We start from the raw sequence: 13,840 nt of genomic DNA on the forward strand, positions 1-13,840 counted from the left end.
GGAGGTTTTTGATGCTGATTTTTATCCCCATTCTTATTTTCGTCGCGCTGGTTATCGTCGGAGCGTCGGTAAAAATTGTTCCTCAGGGCTACCAGTGGACGGTAGAGCGCTTTGGCCGCTATACGCAAACGCTGCAGCCGGGTATGAGCCTTGTGGTTCCCTTTATGGATCGGATCGGGCGCAAAATTAATATGATGGAGCAGGTGCTCGATATCCCTTCACAGGAGGTGATTTCGCGCGATAACGCCAACGTCACCATTGATGCGGTGTGCTTTATTCAGGTTATCGATGCGCCGAAAGCCGCCTATGAAGTCAGCAACCTCGAGCTGGCGATCATCAACCTGACCATGACCAACATTCGTACCGTGCTGGGCTCCATGGAACTGGATGAAATGCTCTCCCAGCGCGACAGCATCAACACCCGTCTGCTGCATATTGTCGATGAAGCGACCAACCCGTGGGGCATCAAAATTACCCGCGTCGAGATCCGCGACGTACGCCCGCCGGCGGAGCTGATCGCCTCAATGAATGCCCAGATGAAAGCCGAACGAACCAAGCGCGCCTATATTCTGGAAGCCGAAGGGATACGTCAGGCGGAAATTCTCAAAGCCGAAGGCGAGAAACAGTCGCAGATCCTCAAAGCCGAGGGCGAACGCCAGTCGGCATTTTTACAGGCAGAGGCGCGCGAACGTTCTGCGGAAGCGGAAGCGCGCGCTACCCAGATGGTGTCGTCCGCTATCGCCTCCGGCGACATTCAGGCCATCAACTACTTTGTCGCGCAGAAATATACCGATGCGCTGCAGCAAATTGGCGCGGCGAACAACAGTAAAGTGGTGCTGATGCCGCTGGATGCCAGCAGCCTGATGGGCTCCATCGCCGGGATCAGCGAACTGATTAAAGAAGGGGCTGGCGCCCAGAAAAAATCATGATCGCGCTGATTCTCACCCACCCGCATATTTTCTGGCTCAGCCTTGGCGGGCTGCTGCTGGCGGCGGAAATGCTCGGCGGCAACGGCTATCTGCTGTGGAGCGGCATTGCCGGCGTCGTAACCGGGCTGCTGGTCTGGATGCTGCCGTTTAGCTGGGAGTGGCAGGGCACGCTGTTCGCCGTGCTGACCCTGCTGGCGGCCTGGCTGTGGTCGCGCTGGCTGCGTAACCGCGTAAAACGCCAGAAGCCGGCGGACGCTCAGCTTAATCAGCGGGGACAGCAGCTGCTTGGCCGCCGCTTTACGCTGGAAACGGCGCTGGTTAACGGCCGAGGACACGTCCGCGTGGGCGACAGTTCATGGCCGGTAATAGCCGATGACGACCTCCTGGCGGGCAGTAAGGTTGAAGTCGTCGCCGTCGAGGGGATTACGCTGCGGGTAAGGGAGCTCCCTAACGGCCGCTAGGCCTGGACTTTGCGGTGACAGCAGCCCGAGAGATTATCGATGATCGGGCAGTCCGCGCTGTCATCGCCTGGACAGGAGTCCGCCAGCGCCAGCAGCTGCGCGCGCATCCCCTGCAGCTCGCTGATGTGGCGCTCAATCTCCGCGACTTTCTCCAGCGTCCGGCGCTTCACGTCGGCGCTGTGCCGCGACGGATCGTTGAACAGGAATATCAGCTCGCGACACTCTTCCAGATTGAACCCCACCTGACGCGCCTGGCGCAGCAGGGTCAGTTCATCCAGATGCTGTTGGCTGTAGCTGCGGTAGCCGTTTTCGCTACGCAGCGGCGGCGTTACCAGTCCCTTCTCTTCGTAAAAACGGATCGCTTTACTGGTTAAGCCGGTTTTTTTCGCCACATCGCTAATATTCATGTTTCCCCCTTGACCTTCCCCTTGCTGGAAGGTTTAACCTTGCTAATACTCGATGAAAGAGTGTGTTCGGTCAATCATTAACCGGAAATTTATTCAGGAGTTATTTATGTCTAACACTATCGACCTCGCGCTTGATGGCCTCTCCTGCGGCCACTGCGTTAAACGGGTGAAAGAGAGCCTGGAGCAGCGTCCCGACGTTGAGCAGGCGGAAGTTACCGTTACCGAAGCCCACGTCACGGGCAGCGCCAGCGCGGAAGCGCTGATTGAGACCATTAAACAAGCCGGATACGGCGCGGAGCTCAGCCACCCAAAGGCTAAACCGCTGGCAGAATCATCAATCCCGCCGGAAGCACTGACAGCGGCCACCACTGAGCTTCCGGCAGCCCGTGACGAAGATGACAGCCAGCAGCTGTTAATCAACGGCATGAGCTGCGCCAGCTGCGTATCCCGGGTACAAAACGCGCTCGCCGCGGTGCCGGGCGTCTCGCAGGCGCGGGTCAACCTGGCGGAACGCACTGCGCTGGTATTGGGCAGCGCGTCCGCCGCAGAATTAGTCCAGGCCGTAGAGAAAGCGGGCTACGGCGCGGAGGTTATCGAAGACGACCTCGAACGCCGCGAGCGTCAGCAGGAAACCGCCATCGCCACGATGAAGCGCTTCCGCTGGCAGGCTATCGTCGCCCTGCTGGTCGGGATCCCGGTGATGGGTTGGGGGATGATCGGCGACAACATGATGGTCAGCGATGATAACCGTACCTTGTGGCTGGTTATCGGCCTTGTCACGCTGGCGGTGATGGTATTTGCCGGCGGCCATTTTTACCGCAGCGCGTGGAAAAGCCTGAAAAACGGCACCGCGACGATGGATACGCTGGTGGCGCTGGGTACCGGCGTCGCCTGGCTCTATTCGATGAGCGTCAATCTGTGGCCGCAGTGGTTTCCGCTGGAAGCCCGCCACCTTTATTATGAAGCCAGCGCGATGATTATCGGTCTGATTAACCTCGGCCATATGCTGGAAGCCCGTGCACGTCAGCGCTCTTCAAAAGCGCTGGAAAAACTACTCGATTTAACCCCACCGTCAGCGCGGGTGGTCACCGACGAAGGCGAAAAAGATCTGCCGCTGGCGGAAGTTCAGGCGGGAATGACCCTGCGTTTGACCACCGGCGATCGCGTTCCGGTCGATGGCATCATTAGCCAGGGCGAGGCCTGGTTCGATGAAGCGATGCTCACCGGTGAGCCGGTGCCGCAGCAAAAAGGCGACGGTGACGCCGTGCATGCCGGGACCGTAGTGCAGGACGGCAGCGTACTGTTTACCGCCAGCGCCGTCGGCAGCCAGACCACCCTGGCGCGTATTATCCGCATGGTGCGTCAGGCGCAGAGCAGTAAACCTGAAATCGGCCAGTTGGCGGACAAAATCTCCGCCGTGTTCGTCCCGGCGGTCGTGGCGATAGCCCTGTTCAGCGCCGCGATCTGGTACTTTTTCGGTCCGGCGCCGCAAATTGTCTATACCCTGGTGATCGCCACCACGGTGCTGATTATCGCCTGTCCGTGCGCCCTGGGGCTGGCAACGCCGATGTCGATTATCTCCGGCGTGGGCCGCGCGGCGGAGTACGGAGTTCTGGTGCGCGATGCCGATGCGCTGCAGCGCGCCAGCACCCTGGATACGCTGGTCTTTGATAAAACGGGTACCCTCACCGAGGGTAAACCGCAGGTGGTGGCGATAAAAACCTTTGCCGCCATCGATGAAACCACCGCACTGCGTCTGGCGGCGTCACTGGAGCAAGGCTCCAGCCACCCGCTGGCGCGCGCCATCCTCGACAAAGCCGCAGATCAACGCCTGCCTGCGGTAGATAATTTCCGCACCCTACGCGGACTGGGGGTCAGCGGTGAAGCCGAAGGCCACCGTCTGCTGCTCGGCAACCAGGCGCTGCTTAATGAGCAAAAGATAGCAACGGCTGAAATAGAAGGCGAAATGAACGCCCAGGCGTCACAGGGCGCGACGCCGGTGCTACTGGCGGTAGATGGTCAGGCGGCGGCGCTGTTCGCCATCCGCGATCCGCTGCGTGAAGATAGCGTGGCGGCATTAGCCAGGCTGCACCGCCAGGGTTATCGTCTGGTCATGCTGACCGGCGATAACCCAACCACCGCCAACGCTATCGCTAAAGAGGCGGGCATTGATGAGGTGATTGCCGGGGTTCTGCCGGACGGTAAAGCCGATGCGATTAAGCGCCTGCAAGGCCAGGGACATCAGGTGGCGATGATCGGCGACGGTATCAACGATGCGCCCGCGCTGGCGCAGGCCGATGTGGGGATCGCCATGGGCGGCGGCAGCGATGTCGCTATTGAGACAGCGGCGATTACCCTGATGCGCCATAGCCTGAACGGCGTCGCCGATGCGCTGGAGATCGCCAAAGCCACGCTGCGCAACATGAAGCAGAACCTGCTGGGGGCATTTGTTTATAACTCGCTGGGCATTCCGATTGCCGCCGGGATCCTGTGGCCGCTAACCGGAACGCTGCTCAATCCGGTGGTGGCGGGCGCCGCCATGGCGCTCTCTTCGATTACCGTCGTGAGCAACGCCAACCGCCTGCTGCGCTTTAAGCCAAAATCCTAAGCCGGAAGCCTAAGCTCCTGTCGTTTCAGCCACCGTGCGGTTGGATTCCCGGCTGGCGGCGTCAACGCCTTAGCCGGGAGCACAACCGCAGATGACCGTGTACCCGTGCGAGAAAATAACCAGACGCCGACGTTCAGTCATTCTGCTCGTTCCGGTGAGTGCTCCAGCCGATAAACCAGTGCCTGCGCGCAGACGCTTTCCCTGGACTTTCCTTGCGCCGTTCTTCCCCAGGCGCTAGCATGAAAGCTTCACACTACGGAGCACGTATGGGCCTGTTAAACCGAATAAAAATGCTGTGGCAAGCCGCCCTCGGCTCGTCTTATTCCTGGCCCGCGCTGGATATCACCCTTCCCGGGGAACGCTATCTGCACCTGGTCGGCAGTATTCATATGGGCACCCGCGATATGTCGCCGCCGCCCGCCCGGCTGTTAAAAAAGATCCGTCAGGCCGATGCGCTGATTGTGGAAGCGGATATTAGCGGCAGCGAAACGCCATTCAGCAACCTCCCCTCCTGTCCGCCGCTGGCGGAACGCCTGAAGGCATCCCAGCTTGCTGCACTGCAAGAGCGGGCGGCAGAAATGGGTCTGTCTGTCGCGCTGTTCGACAGTCAACCGCTGTGGCAGGTGGCGATGGTACTGCAGGCAACTCAGGCGCAAAAACTGGGGCTCAGGGCGGATTACGGCATTGATTATCAACTGCTGATGGCGGCGCGCGAGAGCCATATCCGCGTGATGGAGCTGGAGGGAGCCGACAGCCAGATTGCGCTGCTGCGGGATCTGCCCGATGGCGGTCTGGCGCTGCTGGAGGATACCCTCACCCACTGGCGCACAAATGCGCGTCTGCTGCAGGTGATGATCGGTTGGTGGCTCGATCAGCCGCCGTCAAGAGGGGCTACCTCGCTGCCGACAACCTTTAGCCAGTCGCTGTATGACGTTCTGATGCACCAGCGCAACCTCGCCTGGCGGGAAACGCTGCTGGCGCTGCCGCCGGGACGCTACGTGGTTGCCGTCGGGGCGCTGCATTTATACGGCGAAGGGAATCTGCCGGACATGCTGACGTAAAAAAAATGGCCAATATTGCTATTGGCCCGTCAAAGAGGAATTTCATCATTATTATTATTCCGGGGTTCGCGCCCCGGATCGTCTGATTGTCGCTCAAAGTGACCATCACTGCCAATACTATTGCGCAAGATGATACTATTTTTTAGACAGCCGTCGGGCGTATGCTTATGTCACATTTAATCGGTTGGTAAGAAGGATAACGATGACTCCCGCCGTAAAATTACTCGAAAAAAACAAAATTAGTTTTCAAATCCACAGCTACGATCACGATCCGAACGAAACCAATTTTGGTGACGAAGTGGTGCGTAAGCTGGGACTGAACGCCGACCAGGTCTACAAAACGCTGCTGGTTGCCGTTAACGGCGACATGAAGCATCTGGCCGTTGCAGTGACCCCGGTTGCGGGTCAGTTGGATCTGAAAAAAGTGGCGAAGGCCTTAGGCGCAAAAAAAGTGGATATGGCAGACCCGATGGTCGCGCAGCGGGTTACCGGCTATCTGGTGGGGGGTATCAGCCCGCTCGGGCAAAAAAAACGTCTGCCGACGGTGATTGACGCACCGGCCCAGGCGTTTGCCACCATCTATATTTCCGGCGGCAAACGCGGGCTGGATATTGAGCTGGCGGCCAGCGATCTGGCGAAGATCCTTGAGGCAAAATTCGCCGATATCGCGCGGCGCGATTAATTGACGGTTTTGCGTCAGAGGATAATCCCGGAGGCGGCGCTGACGCGCCCTGTCCGGGCTACAAAATCCAAAACCGCTGAGACCTGTAGCCCCGGTAGCTACGCAACCGGGGTTTGGCTCAAACGTTACTGCCAGCTGACCTCGCCTTTCGGTTCATAAGCTGCCGCATCCAACGGTGAGTTTTTCTGGATATACTCTTTCAGCACTTCGGCATCGATAAAGCCGGTATTAACATAGCCGGGCTTCGTATCGATATGCGGATAGCCGTCGCCGCCAGTGGCGTTAAAGCTCAGGGTCGCCATACGATAGGTCTTTGCCGGATCGACCGGTTCGCCTTTGATGGTCAAATTATTGAGCTTGCCGTCTTTAGCCACAAAACCGACGTTGGCAAACTGCGGATAGGCGCCGGAATCGGGCTTCATCTGCGCCACGGCGGTCAGATACTCGGTCACTTCCTTACCGCTCATATCGACATAGACCAGCACGTTGCCGAAGGGTTGGACCTTCATCACATCTTTATAGGTGATATCACCCGCTTCAATCGAATCACGCACTCCGCCGCCGCTCATCACCGCGAAATCAGCATTGCTGCGCGCCATCTGCGCCGCCAGCAGCAAACGTCCCATATTGGTTTGCACGAAACGAACTTTGCTGCGATCGCCCTCCAGATGCGCGTTTACGCTACCGATTTTCACCTGTAGCTGCGCTTTGCCTTTATTCTGGAACGGCGTCAGCAGGGAGAGCATCTGCGGATTTTCGGGGATTTGCGGCGTATAGAGCACGCGCTCGCTCTCGCCGTTGTCCCAGGTGACCTTTTTCTTCAGGTTGACCGGGATCAGCTGATAGCGCACCAGCTTCATGTCGCCGTTGCGGAATTCAAAATCGGCGCGGCCAACATATTTACCCCACTCATGGGCCTGCACAATCCAGATACCGTTCTGCTTGTCCGGCGCGCACGGGCTACCCGGAACGTAATCCACCTGCTTCTTGTTCTCCGACGCCATGCATACCGGGTCCTGCGAGTGACCGCCGACGATCATCGCCAGCGCTCCCGCAGGCAGGCTGCGTGCCATCTCAACATCGCCCGGCGCGTTCGAACCGTGAGCGCCATTGTCATAATGGCCCATGTGGGTAGTAGCCAGAATCACGTCCGGCTTTTCATTCTGCTGCAGCTCCTGGATAACGAGTTTGGCCTCTTCCGCCGGTTTACGGAACTCGATATCGGTAAAGAACTCGGGATTACCAATTTTAGCCGTATCGTCGGTCGTCAGACCGATAACCGCAATATTCAGCCCGCCGCGTTTGAACAGCGCCCACGGCTTAAACAGACGCTCGCCGGTGCTTTTCTGATAAATATTCGCCGAAAGGAAAGGGAACTTCGCCCATTTTTCCTGCTGACGGAGTACGCTAAGCGGATTATCAAATTCATGATTACCCACCGCCATTGCATCGTAGCCAATCAGGTTCATCCCGCGGAAATCAGGTTCCGCGTCCTGTAAATCGGATTCCGGCACGCCGGTGTTGATATCGCCGCCGGATAACAGCAGCACGCTGCCGCCTTCTGCCGCCACCTCTTTGCGAATACCGTCAACCAGCGTTTTTTGTGCGGATAGCCCATATTCGCCGTAGTCGCTACGCCAGAAGTGGCCATGATGATCGTTAGTATGCAGGATGGCTATTTTGTAAGTTTTATCCTGCTCATAAGCCTGCGCTGACAGGCTCCCCAGCGATAGCGCCGTAAATAGCGCCAGCGCAACGCCTTGCTTCATAAAGTGCATATTTCTCTCCCTGACGAAGTAACAACTGCCGAAAGTATAGCGAGTTGGCCGATTAGACAAATATGTTTTCAGAATTGCGACTTCCTTCAAACCTTAGGGGCAGGTATGTTAGGCAGATAATAATTCCACCTGCATCCTCTATAAAAAAACACTTAAGTGAACCTATGGCAATGAATCAGACCGCACAACCCTTATCCGGCCCTGCTGCTGCGCCGCAAAAAGCACGCACCTCGTTTCGCATTCTCGGCGCCATCAGCCTCTCCCATTTGCTAAACGATATGATCCAATCGCTTATTCTGGCTATCTACCCGCTGCTGCAGGCCGAGTTTTCGCTGACCTTTGTGCAGATAGGTATGATTACCCTCACCTTCCAGCTGGCCTCATCGCTATTGCAGCCGGTCGTCGGCTATCTGACCGACAAACATCCGATGCCGTGGTCGCTGCCGATAGGCATGTGCTTTACCCTGAGCGGTCTGGTGCTGCTGGCGATCTCGGGGAGCTTTGGTATGGTTCTGCTGGCAGCCGCGCTGGTCGGCACCGGGTCTTCGGTCTTTCATCCGGAGTCTTCACGCGTGGCGCGTATGGCTTCCGGCGGTCGCCATGGCCTGGCGCAGTCGATATTTCAGGTCGGCGGCAACTTTGGCAGCTCGTTAGGCCCGCTGCTTGCGGCCCTGATTATCGCTCCTTACGGTAAAGGTAACGTTGGCTGGTTTGTCCTGGCAGCGCTGTTGGCGATCGTCGTGCTGGCGCAAATCAGCCGCTGGTATGCCGCTCAGCATCGGATGAATAAAGGTAAACCGAAGGCGCTGATTGTAAATCCGTTGCCAAAAAACAAAGTTATTCTGGCGGTCAGTATCCTGTTACTGCTGATTTTCTCGAAATACTTCTATATGGCGAGCATCAGCAGCTATTACACCTTTTATCTGATGCAAAAATTCGGATTGTCGGTGCAAAATGCCCAGTTTCATCTGTTTGCCTTTCTTTTTGCCGTCGCGGCAGGAACGGTGATTGGCGGGCCTGTCGGCGATAAGATTGGGCGCAAATATGTTATTTGGGGCTCTATCCTTGGCGTAGCGCCGTTCACCCTTGTTTTACCCTATGCATCCCTGGAATGGACCGGGATTTTAACGATGATAATTGGTTTTATCCTTGCCTCAGCCTTTTCCGCCATTCTGGTCTATGCCCAGGAGCTGTTACCGGGGCGGATCGGCATGGTTTCTGGTTTGTTCTTCGGTTTTGCTTTTGGCATGGGTGGCCTTGGCGCCGCGGTACTGGGGCTCTTAGCTGACCATACCAGCATCGAACTGGTCTATAAAATCTGCGCTTTCCTGCCTCTAATCGGCATCCTGACGATATTTCTACCTAACAACCATCAAAAGTCATGATTCTTCGGTAGCCAAAGTGTAACTTTGGCTACCACAATCCCTTACCCCACCAGCATTACCCCGCATAAGCTGCTGCCATTTTGCGCTCCGTGCTTTTTTGCACGTCAATTGCATTTTTCTGCAAAATTCAACGATTATTCATAAACAAAACCGCTGAAAGTGTCATAAACTATTATTCGGTTTTTTGGTTTTATACCCTAATTCATTCAAGTTGCAGGACAAGCCACTTGTGCCTTGAACAGCGCTGGCGCTGGCCCCCAAGGGCGAGGCTCATGGATGAGCTAAGTAATAAAGCCTACGCCCATGCAAATTGAAGCATGACGGGTATGTACCGAAAATGGATCAGCTCACCACTGCAAGGAGACGGAATGCACCACGCAACACCGCTAATCACCACCATTGTCGGCGGCCTTGTGCTCGCCTTTATTCTCGGCATGATTGCCAATAAGCTACGTATTTCTCCTCTGGTGGGATATCTATTAGCGGGCGTGCTGGCCGGACCTTTTACCCCAGGTTTTGTTGCTGATACCAAGCTGGCGCCGGAACTGGCCGAGCTCGGCGTGATCCTGCTGATGTTCGGCGTGGGTCTGCATTTCTCCTTAAAAGATCTGATGGCGGTTAAGGCCATCGCCATCCCGGGCGCTATCGCCCAGATAGCCGTAGCGACCCTGTTGGGTATGGCGCTCTCTGCCATGCTGGGCTGGTCGTTAATGACCGGTATCGTTTTTGGTCTGTGTCTTTCTACCGCCAGTACCGTGGTGCTGCTGCGCGCGCTGGAAGAACGGCAGCTTATTGATAGCCAGCGGGGGCAAATCGCCATCGGCTGGCTGATTGTTGAAGATCTGGTGATGGTTCTGACGCTGGTGCTGCTGCCGGCGGTTGCCGGCATGACCGAGAAAGGCGACGTGGGCCTGGCTTCTCTGGCCCTCGATATGAGTATTACCATCGGCAAAGTCGTCGCCTTCATCGCCATTATGATGCTCGTCGGCCGCCGCCTGGTGCCGTGGATTATGTCGCGCAGCGCGGCAACCGGTTCACGCGAGCTGTTTACGCTGTCGGTACTGGCGTTAGCGCTCGGCATCGCTTTCGGCGCCGTTGAGCTATTTGACGTCTCCTTCGCCCTCGGCGCCTTTTTCGCCGGTATGGTGCTCAATGAATCCGAGCTCAGCCATCGCGCGGCCCACGATACGCTGCCGCTGCGCGACGCCTTCGCCGTGCTGTTCTTTGTCTCCGTCGGAATGCTGTTCGACCCGATGATTCTGCTTGAGCAGCCGCTGGCGGTACTGGCGACGCTGGCTATCATCATTTTCGGTAAATCGGCTGCCGCCTTCTTCCTGGTGCGGATGTTCGGCCACTCGCCGCGCACTGCCCTGACCATTGCCGCCAGTCTGGCGCAAATCGGTGAATTCGCCTTTATTCTTGCTGGTCTGGGAATGGCGCTGGATCTGCTGCCGCAGGCCGGGCAGAACCTGGTGCTTGCCGGCGCCATTATCTCCATCATGCTCAACCCGGTCCTGTTTACCCTGCTGGAAAAATACCTCGATAAAACGGAGACGCTGGACGAACAGACGCTGGAAGAAGTGCTGGAAGATGAGAAACAGATCCCCGTTGATATCTGTAACCATGCGCTGCTGGTCGGTTTCGGTCGCGTCGGGAGCCTGCTTGGTGAAAAACTGATGGCTCAGGGGATACCGCTGGTAGTTATCGAAACGTCGCGCACCCGCGTTGACGAACTGCGCGCGCGGGGTATTCGCGCAGTTTTAGGTAACGCCGCCAATGAAGAGATTATGAATCTGGCGCATCTGGACTGCGCGCGCTGGCTACTGCTCACCATCCCTAACGGTTACGAGGCCGGAGAGATCGTGGCCTCAGCGCGCGAGAAGTGCCCGAATATCGAGATCATCGCGCGCGCGCATTACGACGATGAGGTGGAATATATTGTTGAACGCGGCGCCAACCAGGTAGTGATGGGCGAACGAGAAATCGCCCGCGCCATGCTTAAGCTCCTTGAAACGCCGCCAGCCGGCGAGCTTATTACCGGTTAATGCTTCCGGCCCCGACTCCCCGGGGCCGACTTTATTTACCGGCTTAACGATCCCAGTAGGCCTCTTCCAGACTATCTTCACGCTCCGGCAGGCCGCGGGTCAGACGCGGTGAATGCTGGTTCAGCACCTGATAGCTCACGCGGTTAGCGTATTTACACACCTGCGCCAGCGAGGAATAGGTCAGCCATTTGCATTTGTGCTTGCTGGAGTTCGGCACGTTATTGCGATGATAATTATTAGCGGTGATGTCGTGCAGCAGTGCCGCCAGCGCGCCGTCGCCGGCGCCGTTGGTGTTCATGATCTTCTCCGGCCCGCCCATATAGGGTGCGATATGCGAATAAATACGCAGCGGATTCTCGCAGTCCTGGTGGCGCATCGCGCGGCTGAATTCATACTGGTTAAACTCGGCAATCGCGCCAGGCAGCAGCGGATGCTGCGTTTTGCGCTTAGCCTCATCCTCGGTAAAACTGGCCATATACAGCCCGGCGGGCCCGGCGGTGCACAGTACCAGGTCAACCCACTCCAGCGCCTTGTCGGAAGCCAGCAGCGGATCGGATAGTCCGGTCAGCGCTTCCGCCTCTTCTTCGTTCATCGCCAGAATAGAAACGTGTTCTTTGAGGAACGCCTGCCACCACGCCGGATTATCAGCGATAACGTATTTAGTCCCCAGGGTCAGGACCACCGGTACATCGTGCTTTTTCGCATATTTGATGGCCTGCATCGTCGCGTCCGGCATCGTCTCACCCGGCTTGCAGCGGACGAGGTAGGAGGTCAGCACCAGCGCGGAAGCGCCGGCGATCACGCTTTCCGGAATGCTTTCCGGGCGGAGCTTATTCATATGGCCGGGGCTGATCGCAAAGGTGCGCTCGCCGGAGTCGCTAATAAGGGTAAAGCAGCGACCAATCGCGCCATCCACGCCTTGCAGGTAGTTCAGATCGGTACGGCTGGAGGTGTTGCACAGGTAGCGATAGGCGTAGCCGCCGATTTCAATATTGCTGCACATGACGCCAAGCAGAACCGAGCGGTCATCCGCCAGCACCGAGTAGTTGTGCATGGTGTTTCCGATGGTACCACCGGCAAACTGGTGGGTAATCAGATCGTTGCGGACCAGTTCCTGGTACAACGCTTCGGCGACATCATCCTCAATCACCAGCGAATGCCCAGCGCTCAGGCCGTAGCGTACGATAAACGCCTCATCCACTTTCGCTTCGATATCGACCAGGGTTTGATCGATGCCGACGACCCAGGCGACGTTAGACTCATTGTCCGGCTGAATTTGTTGCAGCAGCGGATCGCGAGCGTTGACGGGAAAATAGTGTTTGGATTTGCGTTTACCGGGAAATTTCATAGTGGCGATTTATTGACAGTGAACAAGCGGGGAATAGTAGCATACTCCCCGCCGCACGCGCGATCAGCGATATTTCGCCGTCAGGTTGACCATCATTTCAATATGCGCGGTGTCCGCATTAAGCGCCGGTATGTACTCATATTGCTGGCCGCCGGCTTCAAGGAAGATTTCCCGGTTTTGCACCGCGATCTCTTCCAGCGTCTCCAGGCAATCGGCAGCAAAGCCGGGGCAGATAACCTGAATATGCTTCACCCCTTTCTCACCGAGCATTTTCAGCGTTTCGTCAGTATAGGGCGTCAGCCACGGCTCACGACCAAAGCGCGACTGAAAAGTCATCATGACCCGGTCAGGCGACAGGCCAAGGGCTGAAACCAGCTCACGAGTGGTATCGCGACAGCGCTGAGGATAGGTATCCCCTTGCTGAGCGTAACGCTGTGGAATCCCATGATAGGAGAGCAGCAGTAAATCCGGCTCGCCGTGCACCGCAAACGAAGCGCGTACGCTGGCGGCCAGCGCGTGAATGTAGTCCACATCATCGGCATAGTCGCGAATAAAAGAGATGCCGGGAATCGCGCGCTTTCTGGCGAGGATACGCCCCAGCTCATCCCAGACCGCCGCCACGGTAGAGCAGGAGTATTGTGGATAGAGCGGTAGCACCACGATGTGGTCCACCCCCTGCGCCAGCAGTTCATCCACCGCGCTCTCCAGCGACGGCGAGCCGTAGCTCATCCCCAGCGCCACCGGCGTATCCGGAAGCCGCGCGGCCAGCGCCTGCCGCTGCTGCTGGCTATAGACCATCAGCGGCGAGCCGTCTTCCATCCAGATGGACTGATAGAGCTTAGCGACCCTGGGGGCGCGCAGGGGCAGTATCACGCCGCGCAGCAACGGCCACCACAGTAGACGGGAGGTATCCACCACGCGCCGATCGCTAAGAAACTGTCGTAGATAGCGCTTAACCGCGTCGGGCGTGGGCGCATCGGGAGTGCCTAAATTGGCTAATAAGATACCTGTTTTCGTCTGATGCATTACCGCCTCTTAACCATTTGAATCGCTGACAATTGTAGCTGAAATGGCGCTAAACGGAACCAATCATAGAAAAAGGTAAAATGAGAGGAGTTCTCACCCCGCCGCTGCGG

General features: G+C 57.2%; 11 protein-coding genes. 7 read left to right on the plus strand and 4 right to left on the minus strand.

Annotation, left to right across the window (positions count from 1 at the left end; translation table 11 throughout):
• Positions 1-11: 11 nt before the first annotated feature.
• Together ABLV11_RS00580 and ABLV11_RS00585 are read left to right on the plus strand one after the other, a co-directional pair.
• The gene (locus ABLV11_RS00580) at positions 12-929 is read left to right on the plus strand and encodes an SPFH domain-containing protein (RefSeq protein WP_004099702.1); all 918 of its coding nucleotides are present in this window, start codon (positions 12-14) and stop codon (positions 927-929) included.
• Positions 926-1,390 carry an NfeD family protein gene (locus ABLV11_RS00585; RefSeq protein WP_064344896.1) on the plus strand — a complete coding sequence of 155 codons (465 nt, stop codon included), beginning with the start codon at positions 926-928 and terminating at the stop codon, positions 1,388-1,390. The genes ABLV11_RS00580 and ABLV11_RS00585 overlap by 4 nt, the downstream gene beginning before the upstream one ends.
• Here the strand turns inward: ABLV11_RS00585 and cueR are convergent.
• A complete protein-coding gene (gene cueR, locus ABLV11_RS00590; RefSeq protein WP_032727891.1) occupies positions 1,387-1,797 on the minus strand; it encodes a Cu(I)-responsive transcriptional regulator in 411 nt (136 codons plus the stop codon). The genes ABLV11_RS00585 and cueR overlap by 4 nt on opposite strands.
• 106 nt (positions 1,798-1,903) lie before the next feature.
• Here cueR and copA point away from each other — a divergent pair, with 106 nt between their 5' ends.
• The 3 genes from copA (at position 1,904) to ybaK (ending at position 6,148) form a co-directional block, all read left to right on the plus strand.
• Positions 1,904-4,405 carry a copper-exporting P-type ATPase CopA gene (copA, locus tag ABLV11_RS00595; RefSeq protein WP_224329916.1) on the plus strand — a complete coding sequence of 834 codons (2,502 nt, stop codon included), beginning with the start codon at positions 1,904-1,906 and terminating at the stop codon, positions 4,403-4,405.
• A gap of 266 nt (positions 4,406-4,671) precedes the next feature.
• Positions 4,672-5,466, plus strand: coding sequence for a TraB/GumN family protein (locus ABLV11_RS00600; RefSeq protein ID WP_070557214.1), 795 nt, complete (start codon positions 4,672-4,674; stop codon positions 5,464-5,466).
• 202 nt (positions 5,467-5,668) lie between these two features.
• Complete coding sequence (gene ybaK / locus ABLV11_RS00605; protein WP_004099690.1) at positions 5,669-6,148, plus strand: Cys-tRNA(Pro)/Cys-tRNA(Cys) deacylase YbaK; 480 nt, start codon at positions 5,669-5,671, stop codon at positions 6,146-6,148.
• 125 nt (positions 6,149-6,273) lie between these two features.
• On the opposite strand, the gene ushA is transcribed toward ybaK, so the two are convergent.
• Complete coding sequence (gene ushA / locus ABLV11_RS00610; protein ID WP_224329914.1) at positions 6,274-7,926, minus strand: bifunctional UDP-sugar hydrolase/5'-nucleotidase UshA; 1,653 nt, start codon at positions 7,924-7,926, stop codon at positions 6,274-6,276.
• A gap of 164 nt (positions 7,927-8,090) precedes the next feature.
• Here ushA and ABLV11_RS00615 point away from each other — a divergent pair, with 164 nt between their 5' ends.
• Together ABLV11_RS00615 and ybaL are read left to right on the plus strand one after the other, a co-directional pair.
• The gene (locus ABLV11_RS00615) at positions 8,091-9,311 is read left to right on the plus strand and encodes an MFS transporter (protein WP_348855114.1); all 1,221 of its coding nucleotides are present in this window, start codon (positions 8,091-8,093) and stop codon (positions 9,309-9,311) included.
• 368 nt (positions 9,312-9,679) lie between these two features.
• Positions 9,680-11,356: a YbaL family putative K(+) efflux transporter gene (gene ybaL, locus ABLV11_RS00620; RefSeq protein WP_004099684.1), complete on the plus strand. Its 1,677-nt coding sequence runs from the start codon at positions 9,680-9,682 to the stop codon at positions 11,354-11,356.
• Positions 11,357-11,399: 43 nt separating this feature from the next.
• Here ybaL and ABLV11_RS00625 read toward each other — a convergent pair whose 3' ends face one another.
• Positions 11,400-12,704 (minus strand): inosine/guanosine kinase, encoded by a 1,305-nt coding sequence (locus ABLV11_RS00625; protein WP_004111048.1) that lies wholly within the window; start codon positions 12,702-12,704, stop codon positions 11,400-11,402.
• Between the two features lie 63 nt (positions 12,705-12,767).
• Positions 12,768-13,730: a ferrochelatase gene (hemH, locus tag ABLV11_RS00630; protein WP_004099681.1), complete on the minus strand. Its 963-nt coding sequence runs from the start codon at positions 13,728-13,730 to the stop codon at positions 12,768-12,770.
• Positions 13,731-13,840 lie beyond the last annotated feature (110 nt).

This window comes from Klebsiella sp. GW_Kp181, assembly GCF_040062315.1.
GTDB lineage: Bacteria > Pseudomonadota > Gammaproteobacteria > Enterobacterales > Enterobacteriaceae > Klebsiella > Klebsiella oxytoca.

Excerpts from the sequence above, each read along its gene's own strand:
- cueR (WP_032727891.1), bottom strand. The coding sequence starts at position 1,797 with ATGAATATTAGCGATGTGGCGAAAAAAACCGGCTTAACCAGTAAAGCG.
- ABLV11_RS00625 (WP_004111048.1), bottom strand. The coding sequence starts at position 12,704 with ATGAAATTTCCCGGTAAACGCAAATCCAAACACTATTTTCCCGTCAAC.
- ABLV11_RS00615 (WP_348855114.1), top strand. The coding sequence starts at position 8,091 with ATGGCAATGAATCAGACCGCACAACCCTTATCCGGCCCTGCTGCTGCG.
- copA (WP_224329916.1), top strand. The coding sequence starts at position 1,904 with ATGTCTAACACTATCGACCTCGCGCTTGATGGCCTCTCCTGCGGCCAC.
- ushA (WP_224329914.1), bottom strand. The coding sequence starts at position 7,926 with ATGCACTTTATGAAGCAAGGCGTTGCGCTGGCGCTATTTACGGCGCTA.
- ABLV11_RS00600 (WP_070557214.1), top strand. The coding sequence starts at position 4,672 with ATGGGCCTGTTAAACCGAATAAAAATGCTGTGGCAAGCCGCCCTCGGC.
- ybaL (WP_004099684.1), top strand. The coding sequence starts at position 9,680 with ATGCACCACGCAACACCGCTAATCACCACCATTGTCGGCGGCCTTGTG.
- ybaK (WP_004099690.1), top strand. The coding sequence starts at position 5,669 with ATGACTCCCGCCGTAAAATTACTCGAAAAAAACAAAATTAGTTTTCAA.
- hemH (WP_004099681.1), bottom strand. The coding sequence starts at position 13,730 with ATGCATCAGACGAAAACAGGTATCTTATTAGCCAATTTAGGCACTCCC.
- ABLV11_RS00580 (WP_004099702.1), top strand. The coding sequence starts at position 12 with ATGCTGATTTTTATCCCCATTCTTATTTTCGTCGCGCTGGTTATCGTC.
- ABLV11_RS00585 (WP_064344896.1), top strand. The coding sequence starts at position 926 with ATGATCGCGCTGATTCTCACCCACCCGCATATTTTCTGGCTCAGCCTT.